General features: G+C 50.8%; 18 protein-coding genes. 9 read left to right on the top strand and 9 right to left on the bottom strand.

Going from position 1 to position 18,885, the window contains the following annotated elements; translation table 11 throughout:
- Positions 1–108: 108 nt before the first annotated feature.
- The 4 genes from H8K43_RS01775 to H8K43_RS01760 form a co-directional block, all read right to left on the bottom strand.
- Complete coding sequence (locus H8K43_RS01775) at positions 109–1,212, bottom strand: polyamine ABC transporter substrate-binding protein (RefSeq protein ID WP_408058477.1); 1,104 nt, start codon at positions 1,210–1,212, stop codon at positions 109–111.
- A 160-nt stretch (positions 1,213–1,372) separates the two neighbouring features.
- A complete protein-coding gene (locus H8K43_RS01770; RefSeq protein ID WP_186902263.1) occupies positions 1,373–2,821 on the bottom strand; it encodes an aspartate aminotransferase family protein in 1,449 nt (482 codons plus the stop codon).
- 70 nt (positions 2,822–2,891) lie between these two features.
- The gene (locus H8K43_RS01765; RefSeq protein ID WP_186902262.1) at positions 2,892–4,262 is read right to left on the bottom strand and encodes a glutamine synthetase family protein; all 1,371 of its coding nucleotides are present in this window, start codon (positions 4,260–4,262) and stop codon (positions 2,892–2,894) included.
- A gap of 133 nt (positions 4,263–4,395) precedes the next feature.
- The gene (locus tag H8K43_RS01760; RefSeq protein ID WP_186902261.1) at positions 4,396–5,160 is read right to left on the bottom strand and encodes a gamma-glutamyl-gamma-aminobutyrate hydrolase family protein; all 765 of its coding nucleotides are present in this window, start codon (positions 5,158–5,160) and stop codon (positions 4,396–4,398) included.
- A 227-nt stretch (positions 5,161–5,387) separates the two neighbouring features.
- Here H8K43_RS01760 and pdxR (H8K43_RS01755) point away from each other — a divergent pair, with 227 nt between their 5' ends.
- Positions 5,388–6,887, top strand: a complete 1,500-nt coding sequence (gene pdxR / locus H8K43_RS01755; RefSeq protein ID WP_186902260.1) for a MocR-like pyridoxine biosynthesis transcription factor PdxR — start codon at positions 5,388–5,390, stop codon at positions 6,885–6,887.
- Positions 6,888–6,973: 86 nt separating this feature from the next.
- Here the strand turns inward: pdxR (H8K43_RS01755) and H8K43_RS01750 are convergent, their stop codons facing one another.
- From H8K43_RS01750 to gabT, 4 genes are all read right to left on the bottom strand, one after another.
- Complete coding sequence (locus H8K43_RS01750; RefSeq protein ID WP_186902259.1) at positions 6,974–8,269, bottom strand: NAD(P)/FAD-dependent oxidoreductase; 1,296 nt, start codon at positions 8,267–8,269, stop codon at positions 6,974–6,976.
- Positions 8,270–8,357: 88 nt separating this feature from the next.
- Positions 8,358–9,101 carry a gamma-glutamyl-gamma-aminobutyrate hydrolase family protein gene (locus H8K43_RS01745; RefSeq protein WP_230403610.1) on the bottom strand — a complete coding sequence of 248 codons (744 nt, stop codon included), beginning with the start codon at positions 9,099–9,101 and terminating at the stop codon, positions 8,358–8,360.
- 122 nt (positions 9,102–9,223) lie between these two features.
- Positions 9,224–10,681: an NAD-dependent succinate-semialdehyde dehydrogenase gene (locus H8K43_RS01740; protein WP_186902257.1), complete on the bottom strand. Its 1,458-nt coding sequence runs from the start codon at positions 10,679–10,681 to the stop codon at positions 9,224–9,226.
- 83 nt (positions 10,682–10,764) lie between these two features.
- Positions 10,765–12,033, bottom strand: coding sequence for a 4-aminobutyrate--2-oxoglutarate transaminase (gene gabT / locus H8K43_RS01735; protein ID WP_186902256.1), 1,269 nt, complete (start codon positions 12,031–12,033; stop codon positions 10,765–10,767).
- Positions 12,034–12,179: 146 nt separating this feature from the next.
- Here gabT and pdxR (H8K43_RS01730) point away from each other — a divergent pair, with 146 nt between their 5' ends.
- Positions 12,180–13,658, top strand: coding sequence for a MocR-like pyridoxine biosynthesis transcription factor PdxR (gene pdxR / locus H8K43_RS01730; protein ID WP_186902255.1), 1,479 nt, complete (start codon positions 12,180–12,182; stop codon positions 13,656–13,658).
- Positions 13,659–14,121: 463 nt separating this feature from the next.
- Here the strand turns inward: pdxR (H8K43_RS01730) and H8K43_RS01725 are convergent, their stop codons facing one another.
- The gene (locus H8K43_RS01725) at positions 14,122–14,445 is read right to left on the bottom strand and encodes a DUF3693 domain-containing protein (protein WP_186902254.1); all 324 of its coding nucleotides are present in this window, start codon (positions 14,443–14,445) and stop codon (positions 14,122–14,124) included.
- Positions 14,446–14,672: 227 nt separating this feature from the next.
- Here H8K43_RS01725 and H8K43_RS01720 point away from each other — a divergent pair, with 227 nt between their 5' ends.
- From H8K43_RS01720 to H8K43_RS01690, 7 genes are all read left to right on the top strand, one after another.
- On the top strand, positions 14,673–15,053 hold the full coding sequence (locus H8K43_RS01720; protein WP_186902253.1) for a hypothetical protein: 381 nt from the start codon (positions 14,673–14,675) through the stop codon (positions 15,051–15,053).
- Positions 15,050–15,376, top strand: a complete 327-nt coding sequence (locus H8K43_RS01715) for a hypothetical protein (RefSeq protein ID WP_186902252.1) — start codon at positions 15,050–15,052, stop codon at positions 15,374–15,376. Before H8K43_RS01720 ends, H8K43_RS01715 begins: the two co-directional genes overlap by 4 nt.
- 3 nt (positions 15,377–15,379) lie before the next feature.
- Positions 15,380–17,062 carry a replication endonuclease gene (locus tag H8K43_RS01710; protein ID WP_186902251.1) on the top strand — a complete coding sequence of 561 codons (1,683 nt, stop codon included), beginning with the start codon at positions 15,380–15,382 and terminating at the stop codon, positions 17,060–17,062.
- On the top strand, positions 17,059–17,637 hold the full coding sequence (locus H8K43_RS01705; RefSeq protein ID WP_186902250.1) for a hypothetical protein: 579 nt from the start codon (positions 17,059–17,061) through the stop codon (positions 17,635–17,637). The genes H8K43_RS01710 and H8K43_RS01705 overlap by 4 nt, the downstream gene beginning before the upstream one ends.
- A gap of 127 nt (positions 17,638–17,764) precedes the next feature.
- Positions 17,765–17,938: a hypothetical protein gene (locus H8K43_RS01700; protein WP_186902249.1), complete on the top strand. Its 174-nt coding sequence runs from the start codon at positions 17,765–17,767 to the stop codon at positions 17,936–17,938.
- A gap of 86 nt (positions 17,939–18,024) precedes the next feature.
- Positions 18,025–18,387, top strand: a complete 363-nt coding sequence (locus H8K43_RS01695; protein ID WP_186902248.1) for a hypothetical protein — start codon at positions 18,025–18,027, stop codon at positions 18,385–18,387.
- A complete protein-coding gene (locus H8K43_RS01690; RefSeq protein ID WP_186902247.1) occupies positions 18,387–18,878 on the top strand; it encodes a hypothetical protein in 492 nt (163 codons plus the stop codon). Before H8K43_RS01695 ends, H8K43_RS01690 begins: the two co-directional genes overlap by 1 nt.
- Positions 18,879–18,885: the final 7 nt, after the last annotated feature.

Genomic DNA, 18,885 nt, shown 5'->3' with positions numbered 1-18,885 from the left:
TTACCTTCATTAAAAAAGCTTGAGTTCAGCCGCAGTCGTTGTAACCAATGACTGTTCAGCACTTTCTTTCAGAATCTGGTCGTCCGCCGGTTCGGACGACTGTCCCAGTTACATGCCGGTCTTGAACTGTGTGTAAATTCTGGTGATTAAACGACGTATGTCGGAACTGACTGCTTCGGGCGCAATCATTTTCTTCTTGTCAGCATCGCTCAGATACACAGTTTTGTTTTCCGTGATGTCTTTCTTGACGAACTTGGTTGCGGCTAGGTTGGGGTTGGCGTAAAAAACTTTATTGCTCAGACTTGCATGAACTTCAGGGCGCATGATGTAGTTCATCCACAGATAGGCATTGTTGGGATGGGGGGCATCTGCCGGGATCGCCATGACATCAAAAAACAGGATGGCATGCGTGCTTGGGATTAAAGCCTGGATTTCATTACCATTTTTGGCATCAATCGCGCGTTGACGGGCAATGTTGATATCGCCCGACCAGCCGAGTGCGACGCAGATTGAGCCATTTGCCAGATCATTAATGTAACCCGATGAACTGAATAAGCTGATATAGGGGCGGATTTTCTTCAACAAAGCGGCAGCTTCCTGATACTCGCCCGCTGTTTTTGAGAAAGGATTTTTCCCTAAATATTGCATAGCTGGCGGAATGATTTCGGAAGGAGAGTCGAGGACGGAGACGCCACAGGATTTTAATTTTGAGATGTATTTGGGATCAAAGACCAAATCCCATGCATTGGCGGGCATAGTTAAATCACCCAGGGCAGCTTTGACCTTCTGAACATTGATGCCTATCGTGGTAAAACCCCAGAGCCAGTCGATTACGTGTTCGTTGTTGGGATCGAGCTTCGCCAGCGAAGCCTGGATGATGGGATCCAGATTGGCCAGGTTAGGTAACTTGCTCTTGTCGAGCTTAGTCAGCAAGCCGCCTTGAATTTGCAAATTGGCCCAATTTGCAGAGGGGACGACGATGTCATAACCTGTTTTACCAGCGACTAATTTTGCATGCAGAATTTCATTGGTATCAAATAAATCATAACGTACTTTGATACCCGTCTCCTTTTCAAAATTTTTAATCGTATCTTCGGCAATATAGTCTGACCAGTTGTAGATATTGAGTACCTTTTCTTCTTGCGCGTACGCTGTGGAGAGTGTGATAAAGCTGACTGCGCTGGCTGCCAGAGCGTTTGATACGCTGCGCATCATCTGTCGGGTAAATCGTAAATCTTTAAAAGAAGTCCACATGCTTGTCTCCTGTCTTTTTAATTTGAATTTATGAATTTATGAATTTAAATGCTTACTATGCGTTTCCATTATTGACAGCGCCTCTTAACTGGCAGCTGTCCGGCTCTTTACATAACAACTAGACCCATCCACGGGCTTGTAAATCCTCTAGCGTCTGATCCAAAGCAGAGCGGATCAGTCCTGTCATTTCATCGATTTGCATCACACTAATACACAGAGGGGGAGCGATGATCATCCTGTCGCCAACAGCGCGCATGATGATGCCCTGGCTGAACATATAGCCACGACAAATCATTCCCACGTTTTGTTCAGTCCCGAATAAGACACAATCATGTTGCAGCTCTGCTTTTTGCCTGACCAGATTCAGACCCGCGACCAGCCCACAGCTATTGGCAAAGCCAACCAGGGGATGACTGGCCAATTGCGCGAATGCTTGCTGCAGATAGGGACCAGTTTGGTTTGCAACTTGCCCGATTAATTTTTCCTGCTCGAGAATGCGGATGTTTTCCAATGCGGCTGCGCATGCAACCGGATGCCCGGAATAGGTAAAGCCATGATTGAAATCACCGCCTTTTTCGATCAAGATATCCGCAACACGATCACTGACCATGACCCCGCCTAGAGGGATATAACCAGAGGTGACGCCTTTGGCGAAGGTCATTAAATCTGGCCTGATACCCATGCGCTCTGAGCCAAACCAGGTGCCAAGACGACCAAATCCACAAATGACCTCATCGGCGATGAGTAAAATTCCATATTTGTCGCAGATACGTTGAATTTCAGGCCAATAGGTCGCTGGTGGAATCACGACGCCGCCGGCTCCTTGTATTGGTTCGCCGATGAAGGCAGCGACTTTTTCGGGTCCTGTTTCAAGGATTTTGTCTTCCAGCCAGGACGCCGCTTTGATGCCAAACTCGGCTTCAGTCATACCGCGGCCGCTCTCTAAGTAATTTGGCTGCCCTATGTGTTCTATGCCGGGAATAGGCAGGCCAGCCTGTGCATGCATTGCACGCATGCCGCCTAGCGAGGCACCAGCCACGGTGCTGCCGTGATAGGCGTTATGACGACTAATGATCACATGTCGGTCTTTATATCCAAGCAAATCCCAGTAGCGCCTGACCATACGCAGATTGGTGTCATTACCTTCTGAACCGGAACTGGTGAAAAATACATGACTGAACTGAGGCGGAGAAATCTCTACCAGTTTGGCAGCCAGCTGTGCGGCTGGCACATTGGTCGTGTTGAAGAAACTGTTATAGAAAGGCAGGGTTTCCATTTGTTGATACACGGCTGCTGAAATGCTGTTGCGACCATAGCCCACATTGACGCACCATAAGCCTGACATAGCATCCAGTATTTTTTTTCCTTCCGAATCCCAAATATAGATACCATCCCCTTTGACCATGACCCGGGCACCTTTTTGATTCAAGTCTTTGAAATCAGTAAAAGGATGCAGATAGTGCGCAGTGTCGAGTGCCTGTATCGCTTTTGTATCGAAAGTCTGAGCTGGTTCAGTCACCTGATTTAGATTGGCGATTGCAGAAAAACCTGGTTTTAAAGAGTGCATGGGAATCCTGAATTTTAAATTCTGTCATTCATACGAAAATCTTTAAGCAATTTTCAGCTAACGGTGTCGCTTACACATGGAGCAGCAAGTGATCGCGTTCCCAGGGGCTGATGACGGTCATGAACTCCTGGTGTTCCAGATCCTTGATGGCTGCATACACATCAATGAAGCGTTCTCCTAACACGCTGCGCAACTTGTCTTCTGCACGCAGCAGTTGCAGTGCCTCCGGCAAGCCTTGCGGCAATTCAAACTTCAAGTCATAGGCACTGTTGACTGTCATCGGGGTGGGCTCTAATTGCTCCACCATCCCCAGATAGCCACACGCAAGGGTGACGGCCAAAGCCAGATAGGGATTGGCATCAGCGCCGATGATGCGGTTTTCGACGCGTCGGTCTTGTACGCCAGACTCAGGCAAGCGGAAACCGACAGTACGGTTATCCATGCCCCATTGAATATTGATAGGCGCTGCGGTGTGACGCACAATGCGCCGGTAAGAATTGACATAGGGGGCGACGATAGCCATCGCTGCAGGCATATAGCGTTGCAGTCCGCCTATGTAGTGTTTGAATATAGGTGCCGGCGAGCCATCCGTATTGCTGAAAATGTTCAGGCCGGATTTACAGTCGACGACACTTTGATGCACATGCATGGCTGAACCAGGTTCACCAGCCATGGGCTTCGCCATAAAAGTCGCGTACATATCATGCTTGAGTGCGGCTTCGCGCAAAGTACGTTTAAAGAAAAATACTTTGTCAGCCAGACTGAGCGGGTCGCCATGCAAAAAATTAATTTCCATCTGGCCAGCACCGATCTCGTGTATCAAGGTGTCGACATCGAGGTTCATTAATTCGCAGTAATCGTAAATATCTTCAAACAGAGGATCAAACTCATTGACTGCATCTATGCTGTACACCTGGCGGCTGGTTTCTGCGCGACCGCTGCGCCCGATAGGCGGTTTCAAAGGTAAATCGGGGTCGGTATTTTTTGCAGTCAGATAAAATTCAAGTTCAGGGGCAACCACCGGCTTCCAGCCTTTATCTGCGTACAGCTTGAGCACACGACGCAGTACCGAACGTGGCGCAAAATCCACCAGTTTGCCGTCTGCAAAATAACAGTCATGGATCACTTGTGCGGTTGGGTCGCAGGCCCATGGCACCATCGTGATGGTGCTGGGGTCGGCTTTTAAAATCATGTCGCGGTCAGTTGAAGATATGGCTCTGTCATAAGCTTCATCTTCTGTCGGATAGTTGCCGGTGACTGTCATACCCAATACTGCTTCGGGGATCCGCATGCCGCGTTCTTGGGTAAATTTTCCACGCGGCAGTATCTTTCCACGCGCAACGCCGGTTAAATCAGGTACCAGGCATTCAATTTCAGTGACTCTGTTTTCGTTGAGCCACAAGTCCATGTCGGTATATGTAAAGTTGTCGCGTATTCCCATAATCGTCTCTCTGAATTCTGTATATTGTTTTTATGTCTGGCGCTGATGGCGTTATGTTGTGCATCAATTGCGGGCTGCGTAGGCTAGCTGACGATGCGCTTAGGAACGCCACGCGCCCATAATTCATCAGTTCTCATGGCTGCCGTCCGCGTTTGGTTTGATAATCACGGCAGGCACGGCCAAACGCCCGGAACAGTTTGAGTGACTCTGGGTTGTTGACCAGATTCCATTCCGGATGCCATTGCACAGCCATCGCAAACCCAGCTTCTTTGCCAAAGCTGTAGGCTTCAATCAGGCCATCGTCTGCACGGGCTTCTATGCGCAAACCTGCGGCAAGCCTGTCTATGCCCTGGCCATGCAAAGAATTGACCATTAATTCGGATGCGCCATCCAGTATTTGCGCTAGTTCACCGTTGGCTGAGAGCCTGACCAGATGGGCTGGCGCGTACTGTTGCTCTTGAGGTCGTGTTTTGTCTTCTCTATGATCAAATTTACCGTCGACTTGCTGTACTGCCTGGTACAAGCTGCCACCCAGTGCAACATTGACCTCCTGAAAACCGCGGCATATTGCAAAAAATGGCAAGCCACGCTCATGAGCGGCGCGTATCAAAGGAAGCGTAGTCGCATCGCGTGCCAAGTCTTGTGGAAGAGATGGATTGATGACTGATTGCTCGTAATGGCTGGGATGTACATTGGAGTAGGCACCTGTCAGCATAATCCCGTCAGCACTGGCAAGCACCGAGTCCAGATCCGTCGCTGTGCCAAAAGCTGGCAAAATCAGAGGCAGGCAATCGGCTCCAAATTGCACCGCTTCCAAATACTTCGCCTGCGCAACGTGAAACGCATGGGCACCAATCTGTGCCGTGCAAGCTGGAACTATGACGATGGGCTTATGCATGATTTTGATTATATTTTTGCTTTGAAAAAATATATTGGTTTATAATAATAAATAAAATAATAGCCTTAATAGATCCACTTATAAATCTTTAATTGTTCTGCTTTGCACCAATTACAATGTGGAAAATATGTTTTATGTTGATTTTGCAATATGAAAATTAGTTTATAGGGAATTTGGTATTGTTGTTAGCTCCACTTTATTGATTTTAATAGAACCACTTACAGCTTATGTCTGCCACATCTGATTTATTTTCCAAATTATTGGTTCAACCTGATTTTTTCCCCAGGTTGCCGCAGCAAAAGCGACTTTATGAAGTAGCAAAAGTGAGCATTCATCTTGGACAACTGAGTGCGGGAAGTAAGTTGCCTTCAAGTCGGGAACTGGCGCGCGATCTGGGAATGGCACGCAACACTGTCATCGCGGCCTTCGAGCAATTGATGGCGGAAGGCTATGTCACCAGTGCCCAGGGCAGCGGTACCTATGTTGCAAATCTGACTGAATTGAAGCTGGCGGCGCAAGTCATGCCAGCGCCACTTGCCTCTGAGGTTCCAGGTGCTGAGACCACACTTTTATCGCGGCGTGGCGCGCATATCACGGCGTTTGGGGCAGGGGAGCGCTTCGAGATTTTTCCATTTGTGCCGGCGGACGATGACTTCAGCAGTTTTCCATTCAAGGTGTGGCAGCGTTTGCAAAACCGGGTTTGGCGTGACATACACCCTGATTTGCTGGATTATGGGCGTGCAGGCGGGTATTTGCCCTTACGCCAGGCGATCGCGGAATACGTCGCCGCATCGCGATCTGTGAAGGCTACGGCTCATAATATACTCATTACCTCTGGCACGCAGCAATCGCTGGATCTGTGTGCACAATTGCTGGCTGATGTAGGTGACACTGCCTGGGTGGAAGATCCTTGTTATTGGGGTGCCAGACGCGTGTTTGAAGCCTGCGACCTGAATTTACATCCAATTACAGTGGACGGTGAGGGAATGGCATTGAAGCCGGCCGATCTGGCATGTGATCCGCGTCTGATTTACGTCACACCATCGCATCAATATCCAACCGGTGCCATTATGAGCCTGGCCCGCCGACGTGAGTTACTGGATGTCGCTGTGCGTAAAAATGCATGGATACTGGAAGATGATTATGACAGTGAATTTCGCTACACAGGCCGTCCACTGGCGTCATTGCAGGGGCTGGATAAGGATGAGCGCGTAGTGTATCTGGGGACTTTTTCGAAAGTGCTTTATCCCGGCATCAAGGTCGGCTATATGGTGGTTCCTGCCGCTTTGGCAGACGCGTTTAAGAGTGCTTTATATGACTTACAGCGGCCTGGTCAGTTGATGGTGCAAGCGGCATTGGCAGATTTCATTTCACTTGGGCACTTTGCAACGCATATCCGTAAAATCCGTCAAATTTATGGATCACGGCGCGAATTGCTGCGTAAAACCCTGGCTGGGGAATTTGGTTCTCAGTTGAATCAGCAAGTCAGAATTTCCCATGAGGAGTCAGGCCTGCACCTGCTCATAGAAGTGCCTGATCACGTCGATGATGTCGCGCTGGAAAAACTGGCGGCGGAATCGGGCATAGAGGTGAGGGCACTTTCGGCCTACTATCTTTCACTACCAGTGCGGCGCGGCCTGCTGGTTGGCTATGCCTATGTCACTCCGGATAAGATTGTTTATTACGGAAAAATCCTTGCTTCTGTGATTCAGTCCGGCCTGAGCTGATCGCCTGAGTTTGCCTTAGGCTGCTGCCTGATCTTCGGCTAAGCAAAGGCGGCAGCAGCTATCAGTGCAGTGATGACCGATGGTTATCAGACCCCTAAGCGGTCTCGTAGGTCATACCACGCTGCGCCCATGGCGGTTAACGGCACTCTCAGCAGACGGCCACCGGGGAAGGGATAATGCGGCAGGCAGGCGAATGCAGAAAAGCGCTCCGCTTGTCCTTTGATCGCTTCGGCCAGTAATCGCCCTATCAAATGGGTAAAGGTGATGCCATGGCCAGAGCAGCCTTGTGAATAATAAATGTTGTCAGTTAACTGACCGACTTCCGGCAAGCGTGACAAGGTCAGTAAGAAGTTTCCGGTCCATGCATAATCGATCTTAGCCTTTTTGAGTTGAGGAAAAACTTTACACATATTGGGAACAACGATGGACTCGATATGCGCAGGATCGCGAGCACCATAATTCACACCGCCACCAAATATCATGCGTTTATCTGCCGATAGACGATAATAATCGAGTAAAAAATTATTGTCCTCAACGCAGTAGTCAGACGGAATGAGCTGATCCGCCAACTGGCCTAATGGGGCAGTGGTAATCACCTGAGTTCCGCAAGGCATAGACTTTTTAGCGAGTTTTGGCTCCAGATCACCTATATAGGCATTGCAGGCCACGATGACGAATTTGGCTTTCACCTGACCATCCGCAGTATGAATCACGGGGTTTGCACCTCGTACTATTTTGGTCACTGCACTGTGTTCGTAGATCACCCCGCCATTGTGCTCAACTGCGGCGGCCTCACCCAGTGCGAGATTGAGCGGATGAAAATGGCCACCGGTTTTGTCGACCAGGATAGCCTGATAGTGATCGGTGTGCACGACTTTTTTGATCTCAGCCGCGTTGTCGATCAGCGTCAGATGTTGATGACCCCACTTTTCCCATAACTCCTTTTGTTCTTCCAGCGCATACACTTTTTTAGGGGTCAATGCGGCATACACACCGCCATCTTTTAAATCGCAATCAATCTGGTAAGTCGCCACGCGTTCACGGATGATTTGTGCACCTTCAAACATCATCGCGGCTAAAGGTTTTGCTACGTCATGACCATAACTCGATTCGATGACGTCGATATCCCGTGAGTAGCTATGCACAATCTGGCCGCCATTTCGTCCGGATGCTCCCCAGCCGACTCTTGCCTGTTCCAGTAGCACCACTTTGAATCCGGCTTCCGCCAGATGAAGGGCAGAACTCAGACCGGTATACCCGGCACCGATGATGCAGATATCCGTTTCAACTGCGCCACGTAAAGGCGGACGAGCTGGGCTGACGCTGGCGGAAGCCGCATAATAAGAGGGCGCATGTGCGTCACTGGAAGTCGTGGAAGACATAAACTACCTTATTTTCTAGGGATGAAAGGGAGGAGCATAAGCAAGGGTGCTGATTTCAGCATCTGGTACAAGCAGTGTGAGTATTCCATCAGAACTTATTCTGGCGCTGCAAACTGCCTGCAAGCCGCTGTCGGCACGCATCTCCGAATGCAGAGAACATGCGTATCGAATAGGGGTTGTGCGCTGCTTGCCACTCTGGATGCCATTGCACGCCCAGGCTAAATTGTTTGTAATGTGGCAGATGCAGCGCTTCGATTAAACCATCTTCAGCGTGTGCCAGCGCTTCCAGCCCACACCCCAGCGTTTTGATGCCCTGACCATGCAGGGAGTTGACGGAAATTTCAGTGGCCTGCATCAGCCCGGCAAACCAGGTACCCGGCACTATCTTTACCTTATGTACGTCGGCGTATTGCTGTTCTACGCTGGCACCATAGTCTTCCCGGTGTTCCAGCATATCGGGTATGGCATACAATTTTTGATGCAAATCGCCACCCAGTGCCACATTCAATTCTTGCATGCCACGGCAAATCACAAATAAAGGCAAACCCAATCCCAAAGCGGCATGGATCAAAGGCAGGTCAAACCGGTCGCGGTCCTGATCCTGAGTTTTTTCAGGGGTGAGATTGTCTTGTCCATACAGGGCAGGGTCTATGTTACTCCCTGCACCAGTGAGGTAAATGCCATCCGCCATAGACAAATATTGCTCAATATCGTCGCTGCCAAAACAGCTGGGAACTAAAACCGGTGTGCAGCAGGCATGCTCAACCAGCGGGCGCATATATTTTTTGGTCATCACCTGATAGTCATGACCAGCACGTTCTTGCGCTCCCATAGGCATCAGAACGACAGGCTTGCGAAGGGGGGATTTTGTTGTACAGTTCGACATAGTTGACCTTGACTCAATAGCGCATGATGCGGGTTTGCCTGGCGACCCAAAGGCCGCTGCTGACCGGTTCAGAGTCCGGCGAGGCACCAGTATTTAATGACCAGATAATCGTCGATTCCATACTTTGAGCCTTCCCGTCCCAGCCCGGATTGTTTGACGCCGCCAAACGGTGCCACTTCAGTCGACAAAATGCCGGTATTGATCCCGACCATGCCGTACTCGAGCTGTTCAGCGACGCGCCAGATACGCCCAATATCGCGGCTATAGAAATAAGAGGCCAGGCCAAATTCTGTGTCGTTTGCCATAGCGATGACGTCGCCGTCGGTCTTAAAGCGGAATAGCGGGGCGACAGGGCCAAAGGTTTCTTCGCGTGCGATGCACATATCTTGCGTGACATCGGCCAGTATCGTGGGCTCAAAAAAAGTCCGTCCTAAAGCATGTCGTTTGCCACCCGCCAAGACACGGGCACCTTTGGCAAACGCATCAGCAATATGGCTTTCTACTTTTTGTACCGCTTGTTCGTTGATTAATGGTCCCTGATTGACGCCAGCGTCGGCACCATTTCCAACGACCAGGCTTGCATGCACGGCTGCTGCCAGTTTATCGGCAAATTGTTCATACACGGCATCTTGCACATAGATGCGATTTGCGCAGACGCAGGTTTGCCCTGAGTTGCGATACTTTGAGGCGAGAGCGCCTTCTACAGCAGCATCCAGGTCGGCATCATCAAAAACAATGAATGGCGCATTACCGCCGAGTTCTAAGGACAGTTTCTTGATGCTACTGGCGGATTGTTGCATTAATAAACGGCCAACTGCGGTTGATCCAGTAAAACTCAGTTTCCGGACGATAGAATTCGAGGTGAATTCTGCTCCTATGCTCTCCGGGTTCCCGGTCAGGACGTTAAATATACCTGCCGGCATACCGGCACGCTGCGCCAATTCAGCCAGTGCAAGTGCTGAAAAAGGCGTCAGCTCAGACGGTTTGACAATCAGCGGGCAGCCTGAGGCTAAGGCTGGGCCCGCTTTGCGGGTAATCATGGCGGATGGGAAGTTCCATGGTGTGATAGCAGCACATACACCGACCGGTTCCTTAGTCACCATAATACGCCGGCCCGGTAAGGTGGCCGGTATCGTATCGCCATACAGGCGTTTGCCTTCTTCTGCAAACCATTCGATATAAGACGCGCCATAGGCAATCTCAGCGCGCGCTTCCGCCAAGGATTTGCCTTGTTCGGCAGTCATAATGCGTGCCAGATCTTCGCTGTGCCGGATGATCAGATCATGCCAACGGCGCAGTATGGCACCACGCTCTTTCGCCAGTAAATTGCGCCATACCTTCCACGCGGCATTGGCATAATTGATTGTGCGGCTGGCTTCTGCGGCACCCATTCTGGGAACTTGTCCCAGCGCCTCGCCAGTCGCAGGATTGCTAACAGTGATCGTGCCGCCATCATCGGCATCGCACCAAATACCATTGATGAATGCTTGTTGCCGGAATAATTCGGGGTCTTCTAGTTTCAGCACAGCAGTCTCCTGTTTGTTCTTTGGTATGAGTGTTCAGTCTTTGGGTGTTGAGTTTTTATGTGACGCTGGAATTAGGCAGCGCCTCAGGCACGCAATGCTGCATCGAGTATATCTAGCGCCTCGCTCATCACTGCGTCTGAAATCGTGATTGGAAACAGGAAGCGAATCACGTTGCCGTACACGCCGCAAGTCAGCAACAGCAGGCCTTGAGCCAGTGCGTGGGCTTGCACTTTTTTGGCAAATTCGGGATTTGGCTTGCCCGTGTCGGCATGCCTGAATTCGACTGCCAGCATGCCGCCCAAGCCGCGAATTTCTGCTATCTGCGGCACATCTTTTTGCACTAGCTGTAAGCGTGTTGCGAGTCTTTGCCCCAAGGTATTAGCACGCTCGCAAAGATTTTCTTCTGCGATCACCTCCAGCACAGCCAATGCCGATGCAATTGCGAGCGGGTTTCCGGCATAGGTGCCGCCCAGTCCGCCAGGTGAGGGCGCATCCATGATCTCAGCGCGGCCACAAACGCCGGACAGCGGCAGGCCTCCAGCCAGGCTCTTAGCCATGGTAGTCAGGTCCGCCTGCACATCGTAATGTTCCATTGCAAAGAGCTTACCGGTACGTGCAAAGCCGGTCTGGATTTCATCGGCGATCAATAAAATGCCGTGCAGATCACAAATAGCACGCAGTGCCCGCATCAATGCTTGCGGTGCGACCACGAAGCCACCTTCACCCTGTATCGGTTCGATAATGATGGCGGCAACGCGCTTAGGATCTATGCTGGCTTTGAACAGCACCTGTATCGCATCCAGCGCGTCGTCGACAGAGACGCCATGTAGTGCATTGGGAAATGGGACGTGATAGATTTCGCCGGGGAAGGGGCCATAATGCAGCTTATACGGGTCCACTTTGCCTGTCAGCGCCATCCCCATCATGGTACGCCCATGAAATGCGCCAGAAAACGCGATCACGCCCGGCCGTCCGGTGGCAGCACGTGCAATTTTTATCGCGTTTTCTACCGCTTCGGCACCAGTGCTGAAAAAAGTCGTTTTCTTGGCATGAATGCCTGGCATCAGACAATTGATTTTTTCTGCCAACGCTACATAACTACCGTAAGGAACCACCTGATAACAGGTATGCGTGAAATGCTGCAATTGATCAATGATGGCGGCGATAATTTTCGGATGGCAATGACCCGTATTTAACACCGCGATTCCCGCTGCAAAATCGATGTAACGCTTGCCCTCAACATCCCAGATTTCAGCATTCTCTGCCCGTGCAGCATAAAAATTCGCCATCACGCCGACGCCGCGTGGCGTTGCCTTGTCCTTGCGTGCTTTCCATTCAAGATTCGAGCTCATGATTTTCCTTGTCTGTTGATTGAGTAAGCACAAGGATGGTGCCTCGATTTGGCTCTATTAAATAGTGCCGGTTATGATATTTTGATGGTGCCAATTAAGCTAATGTATTTATAATGGATCGTCTTCTATCCCATTCATGGTGATGCATGCGTACGTTTAATCTTTCCGACTATTTACTGCAATATCTCGATAAGACGTCCGATACGCCACGTAACCGACAACTTTACCGCTTAATGCGTCAAGCCATACTGGATCGTGTTTTACCCCCGGACACACGCTTGCCTTCCAGTCGTGATTTGGCGAATGAGTTACAGATATCCCGCAATACCGTGTTGTACGCCTATGAGCAATTACTGGCCGAGGGCTATGTTGAAGCGCGTGCAGGCAGCGGAACCTATGTCGCAGACACCGTTCCGGATACCGTGTTTATGCCTCCGACGCCAAGGGGTAGTAATGCTGCGGTGTCAGATTGGGCGCAATTATCACAGCGCGGCCATCGCCTTGTCGCGCATGCCGGCGCGTCGCCGCAACAATGGGGCGCATTCGTGCCTGGTGTCCCGGATGTGACCCGGTTCCCACACAAGATATGGAGTAGCTTACAAAGCAAAATATGGCGTAACCCTGCAGTTGCCACGCTAACGTATGGCGGCGGCGGCGGTTATCAGCCCTTGCGTGAAGTGGTTGCTGAATACCTCAAAGGCTCGCGCTCGGTAGATTGCGAGGCAGGGCAGGTGGTGATTACCAATGGTATCCACCAATCGATAGATTTATGTTTGCGTTTACTGAGCGACCCAGGTGATGTCGCGTGGGTCGAAGACCCTTGTTACTGGGGCGCGCGCAACCTGCTCACGGCATCCGGCATCACCATACGCCCGATACGCGTCGATCCGGAAGGCATATGCCCGGACCACGCCGATCTTGCTGTGGTACCACGCTTTATTTTTGTCACCCCGTCGCATCAATATCCACTTGGTATGGTGATGAGTCTGGCTCGGCGCCGCAGTTTGCTCGAATATGCGAAGACTCACGGATGCTGGATCATCGAAGACGACTATGACAGCGAATTCCGCTATAACGGACGACCACTGGCATCGTTGCAAGGGATGGATAGCGATGAGCGCGTGCTGTACATGGGCACCTTCAGTAAGACGATGTTTCCTGGGTTGCGACTCGGTTACCTGGTATTGCCGCCATCTCTAAAACAACCCTTTGTCACAGGAATGGAAGAGTTGCACCGTTCCGGGCAGGCACCGTTACAGGCGACGATGGCCGAATTTATGATACAAGGCCATTTCAGTTCTCACATTCGCAAGATGCGTCTGCTGTACGGCGCCAGACTGGAAATCCTACAGCAAGAAATAGCAAGGCATTTTGCGGATGATGTACAAGTTGTCGGCACCGACGCCGGCCTCCATCTGGCACTGCGCCTGCCAGAGAAATGCGACGATCAACTCATCGCCGGCCAGGCCAGGGAGCAAGGGGTAATCGTCAGGCCACTTTCATCCTATTACCATGTTCCCGATAGCCGGAACGCAGGGCTGGTACTAGGCTACGCTTGCGTCAACGACGCCAACATCGCACCAGCATTTGATGTACTGGCCAGGATTATCCGGCGGCATTTGTAGTGGTGGCGTTTGTGATTAACTTTGTGCACGATTTTAACTATGTTCTCTAATGAGTTTAATTCACATTCTTGGTTGTTTTGGTTCACTGCTGCGCCTGAACCGCCAGTAATAAAGGCACTTCACACAAATAGAGCATTTCTACTGTTGCGAGGATTGAGCACGTGTACGCAACTCCCTCGACATAGATATACCCATGAGCGTGGCCAGGTGTTGCGTGAACGATTCGCCGATGGTATCGCCTAAATCGCCCATAGATTTAGGACTTACGCATAATTATCCCGGCAAGGCTGGTGACGCAGTCATTACATTTGTACGGCAAGGAGCCATAACGCCGCTGGGTCGATTTTACGTAAGTCCTAGTGATGAGTGAGCTGTTGCGCAAGCCAAAAGACGCAACACATCGGGAATTACATTAATTTCGCATAATTTATATTGCGTATCTACTACCCTTTACCTCATATCATCACGCCGAGAGTGAGCAACGGCGCGGGGTAGCGCATGATATGAGGACATCAAAACCCAAGGAAAACTTTTCCATTATTCCATGCCAAACGGCTTGAATAGCTGGGTTCTTTTCGCGTTCTGCATGCATATCAGCAAGGACTATTGCCGGATGTTTTCCCAGAATTTCGGCGACTTTCATTGCTGTCTCATCGCTCATTGTCACCTTACCGTTAATAAGTGCGCTCATGCCACTGCGACTCATCTCAAGGGACTTTGCAAGTGCATAGTCAGATGTAATGCCAAGCTTTTCTTTTGCATGGTTTAAGTATTCTACGGTGTTCATTTTTTACCCTCCTATAGGTAGTTTGTAGCCGAATAGTAGTTTAACGGCTGGGAACGTTCAAGATATGTTGATTGTGAACGTTCGTTACATGTTGACACGTTCGTTAGTGATGAACTATATTTCGCATCGGGGCGGGGATCAATCAACCCTCCTAAGGTACTGCAACATAGCCCGCCCCGTATTAATTTTGCAACTTTAGGGCGGGGAAATCCTTAGGAGAGGGTGTCATGAAAGCGATTAAAAGTAGCAATCAAAAAACTTCAATTCCTCAGCTTGAAAATAGCGTCGTAGCCATATCTAGAGCTGTGTTCGTGCTCGAGCTCGTCAACGAGTCCAATCTTGACCAGCTTGCCGATAGCATCGAGAAACTGGTCAAGGCCAGTTATGCCGATGGCGCGGTAGATATCTCCATTTTCGTTTCGTATGCCAATTTGCATGCGCTCAAGTTGGACGGTTTTTTCGGTGCCAACTACCAAAACAAGCTCACTCGTGATTTGCCTGTCGAAATTAGATACTTGTTTATCAGCGATCAAGACGGTCTGCATGTCGTTTCTCCTATGTCGATGCACTACGTAATTAAATATGAAATTAATAGTGTAACACCATGAAAACAGACAACATTGAGCAAGACGCGCTCAGCCATGCGAACGGCAATGCCGCAATAGATGCGGCGCTTGCGCTTTTGAAAACAGACCGCGAGGCCGTCCGTGCCGCGCATTGGAACCGGCTACCGATTGCAGTTCGCCGTATTGCCGTCATGTCCGCCAATCTGCCGAAAGAACGCGCAGACGACACCCTAAACAAGTTCGACGCCTTAGAGCGCGGAAAAATCAATATCTCAGTGCAGCGATTGCTGAAGCAGTTGGAAGAAATAGGCCGCTGCATGCAGGGTGGTTCGTTGCCTGCTGCATCTGGCGAATATACGCACTGATATATGCAAGACATTGGATTTATCCCAGGCATTCCGCGCAGATTCAGCGCGGAAATGGTGCGCGTATGGAATCACTGCGAACCGCGCAAGCGTGACGCGGTGTACACCGCACAGCGCCAGGCAGATGCAGGGCGTATCCCGTTGGATGCTGGTGATGCGGCGATCTATCAATGTGCTGACGAAATGGTCAAGCGCGTCTACGCGTATGCAGCGAAATACCAGAGTAATACCCTGATCGTTGACGGCATTGCGATGCTGTGCAGGCAGTTGGGCATAGCAGCACCGCAGGGCAATGCTTACCCTGAAATGGTGGCGCGGGCGCTTGATCGTGGTTGGTGGATTCGTGGCCTCAGAAAAGAACACGCTCGGCGCTTTGAGAACGTGGCTATTCAATTGGGCTTTGTGTCCTACAAAGCAGGCGTATATCTGTCGAATGAATCCGCGGTCAGGCAGATGAAGCGCAATGCAGAAAATGCGGCCTTGCTGGCGAAAACTCAGGTACAGAACGAAAACGGGCAGATTTACACACTGGAAGAGTTATCAAAAACGAGTGTGTCAAACAACGCCAATCGCCGTGGTGAAATGATGACGCGGATTCGTGGAATGGAAGAGATAGCAAAAGAACTGTCACACGTAGGCATGTTCTGGACAATTACATGCCCCTCAAAATTTCATGGCTCGCTGGCAAAGTCCGGTGAGTCGAACCCGAAGTATCAAAACCTTTCACCACGTGAGGCGCAGGACTACCTGTGCAAAGTATGGCAACGGATACGTGCAAAGTTTAAGCGGTGCGGCATTGCCCCGTATGGCTTCAGGATAGCGGAACCGCATCACGATGGCTGTCCGCATTGGCACATGTTGTTATTTGTCGCGCCGGAACAGGCGCAGGCCATGGAACAGATCATTCGGGATTACGCATTACGCGAAGACGGCACAGAAGCGGGCGCGGCAGAAAACCGCGTCAAGCTGGTCAAAATCGAAGCAGGGAAGGGCAGCGCGGCGGGCTATATCGCCAAGTACGTTGCGAAGAATATTGACGGCGCTCACGTGGGCGACCATAAGACGGCGGACGGCTGGATAGTCGCGCCGGATATGTTGGGCAATCAAGAAATTACGCCAAGCCAGCGCGTAACACTCTGGAGTCAGGTTCATGGCATTAGACAGTTTCAGCAAATTGGCGGAGCTCCTGTTTCTGTGTGGCGTGAGCTGCGCAGGATTAAATACGATGCTGTGCTGCAGGCTCCAGCGGCAGTTAAGCAGGCTTGGTCTGCCGCACAGAGAAACGGTGAATCTCTTGCATGTTTTGCCGACTATATCCGCGCTCAGGGCGGGGCAACTGTTGGCCGTGGCTATGCGGTCAAGATCGCACGGCGTGACACGGAAGTTACTGGTAAGTATGCGACTTACACAGAGCCTAAGCCGTGCGGGGTTTATTGCGTCAGTCAGCCTGATGCTGTGTACGAATCTATCCGCTATCAGTGGACAGTTTTAAAAAAGGGCGGGGTTGCCTTTGACCTGCCTCGGACTGGTGTAAATAACTGTACGCAGTCAGGTGGTCCAGATGTGCAGGAGTTCATTGAAAAAGTGAGTGAACGCGCAAAAGGTGTGAGGTCTGGGGCTATAAAAATCCAGTGCCATAGTCAAACAATTGAGGAATTCGTAAGGGATTGGAAGAATAGAAAATGATTGGTGCTCTGTTCGTCCGGAAGGACTCAATTTACAAGCGTTTGCCAGGTGTTGACTGTTACGACATTGAGCGCGACGCGAGAAAGTATGCAGCGACCGGCGCAGTAGTAGCGCATCCGCCATGCCGGGCATGGGGTCAGCTGGCGCACATGGCAAAGCCACGGCCTGATGAAAAAGAGTTGGCACTGTTTGCAGTTAAAAAAATCCGTGAAGTGGGGGGGGTGCTTGAGCACCCGGCAAAGTCAAGGCTGTGGGCAGCTGCGGGATTGCCTCAACCAGGTGAACGCGATGAATTCGGCGGATTTTCAATAGTAGTGAATCAGCATTGGTGGGGGCACCGCGCTGAGAAAAAAACGATTTTGTACATAGTGGGCATTGAACCTTGCGAACTGCCAGAAATACCGTTCGTGATGGGTGAGGCACCGTGTGTCGTGGCAAGTGCCGGCCGCCGGAAAGATGGAACCAGAAGTAAGCGCCGGCCAGAGATTACAAAAAGAGAGCGGGAAGCAACACCAGATGATTTTGCAGTGTGGTTATTGGAGGTAGCGAGAAAATGTCAAGTTCGGAAGAGTTAGAGCAGGAGGCCATACGACTATGGCGCGAAAACCGGTTTTTTTTGTCCTTGAAACCAGAGACAAAAAAATTTTTCCGCGATGTCGCGGATTTTAACAAGTGGGAAAACCTTAAAAAGGAGTTGCAACGATGAGTGAACAAGCCGAAGTAGTGGGCGAACAAAAGCCGGAACTGGTGGAACGTATCGAAAAATACTTTACCAGTCAGGACAAGATGCACTTGAAAGATGGCCTGATCGATATGGCTCAGGAGGTCGTCAGTCTGTCTGATCGCCTGAAAAAGATCGAAGAGTTCATCAAGTAAGTTTTACCAGGTCGAACCGTCCTCATAAGGGGCGCAGAGACACCATAGGCGCGGCCTTACCGGGTCGCGCCAAACGGGAGAAACCATTGAAAAAAGAAATCTTAGGGCATACAGCATGCCCAATCTGCAGACATGCGGACGCAGAAGTAAAGCCGGATAAAAACGGGCATGCCTTCATATTTTGCCCTGATTGCGCGGCGCAGACTTTCACTCGAAATGAGCACCGCCATAAACTTCTGATGGGACACATTCGCCCTGTTACGGTAACGGTACAGGAACAGACAAAACAGCCGGAACAGCCAGAAAAGCCAATACAGCCCGCACAGGACAAAAAACCAGCGGCAGCAGACAAAGTGCCAGCCGTACAAAAAAAACAGCCTGACGCGCTGCCTGTGAAGCCTGAGCCTGTTAAAAAATCCTCTTGGTTCCAGCCAATTCTGGGGGCGTGATGAGCGAAGACCAACAAAACACAGACCAGACGCTTGACGCGCTGGACATGATCGGCATGGAAGCCATGCGGGACGAAGCGGCGGCACAGGCCGCGCAAGATGCGATATTAAACCCACAGGATGACACACCGCCAGGCATGCCAGCGGCAGACGCATGGGCGCAGATACCAATGAGTATCGGCATGTTTCTGGGTAGTGTCATGCCGGAACTGAACGCAGTATTTACGCCAGCAGCCTGCACCCGCTGGGGGTCTGCGATGGCCTTGGTATCTGATAAATACGGCTGGTCCGCTGAAGACACGATGGCGAAGTGGGCACCAGAAATTGCGCTGGGTATAGCAACTCTGCCGATGGCGGTGCCTGTCTATCACGCAATCAAAGCGCGCAAGGATGCAAAAAAAGAAGACCAGCCCAAGAAAGCGCCGGAACTGACCAAACAGCCGGAACCTGAGGCACAGCCAGTAGGGGGCTTCGGTGAATCAGCAGGCTAAGGGAACG

It is taken from the genome of Cognatundibacterium curvum, from assembly GCF_014284235.1.
GTDB classification, from domain to species: domain Bacteria; phylum Pseudomonadota; class Gammaproteobacteria; order Burkholderiales; family Burkholderiaceae_D; genus Undibacterium; species Undibacterium curvum.
Note: the sequence above shows the minus strand (reverse complement) of the source record. Positions and strands in the feature narration are given on the sequence as shown.

Coding starts and splice junctions, on each gene's coding strand:
- H8K43_RS01775 (WP_408058477.1), bottom strand. CDS start 1,212: ATGCGCAGCGTATCAAACGCTCTGGCAGCCAGCGCAGTCAGCTTTATC.
- H8K43_RS01770 (WP_186902263.1), bottom strand. CDS start 2,821: ATGCACTCTTTAAAACCAGGTTTTTCTGCAATCGCCAATCTAAATCAG.
- H8K43_RS01765 (WP_186902262.1), bottom strand. CDS start 4,262: ATGGGAATACGCGACAACTTTACATATACCGACATGGACTTGTGGCTC.
- H8K43_RS01760 (WP_186902261.1), bottom strand. CDS start 5,160: ATGCATAAGCCCATCGTCATAGTTCCAGCTTGCACGGCACAGATTGGT.
- pdxR (WP_186902260.1), top strand. CDS start 5,388: ATGTCTGCCACATCTGATTTATTTTCCAAATTATTGGTTCAACCTGAT.
- H8K43_RS01750 (WP_186902259.1), bottom strand. CDS start 8,269: ATGTCTTCCACGACTTCCAGTGACGCACATGCGCCCTCTTATTATGCG.
- H8K43_RS01745 (WP_230403610.1), bottom strand. CDS start 9,101: ATGGGAGCGCAAGAACGTGCTGGTCATGACTATCAGGTGATGACCAAA.
- gabT (WP_186902256.1), bottom strand. CDS start 12,033: ATGAGCTCGAATCTTGAATGGAAAGCACGCAAGGACAAGGCAACGCCA.
- pdxR (WP_186902255.1), top strand. CDS start 12,180: ATGCGTACGTTTAATCTTTCCGACTATTTACTGCAATATCTCGATAAG.
- H8K43_RS01725 (WP_186902254.1), bottom strand. CDS start 14,445: ATGAACACCGTAGAATACTTAAACCATGCAAAAGAAAAGCTTGGCATT.
- H8K43_RS01720 (WP_186902253.1), top strand. CDS start 14,673: ATGAAAGCGATTAAAAGTAGCAATCAAAAAACTTCAATTCCTCAGCTT.
- H8K43_RS01715 (WP_186902252.1), top strand. CDS start 15,050: ATGAAAACAGACAACATTGAGCAAGACGCGCTCAGCCATGCGAACGGC.
- H8K43_RS01710 (WP_186902251.1), top strand. CDS start 15,380: ATGCAAGACATTGGATTTATCCCAGGCATTCCGCGCAGATTCAGCGCG.
- H8K43_RS01705 (WP_186902250.1), top strand. CDS start 17,059: ATGATTGGTGCTCTGTTCGTCCGGAAGGACTCAATTTACAAGCGTTTG.
- H8K43_RS01700 (WP_186902249.1), top strand. CDS start 17,765: ATGAGTGAACAAGCCGAAGTAGTGGGCGAACAAAAGCCGGAACTGGTG.
- H8K43_RS01690 (WP_186902247.1), top strand. CDS start 18,387: ATGAGCGAAGACCAACAAAACACAGACCAGACGCTTGACGCGCTGGAC.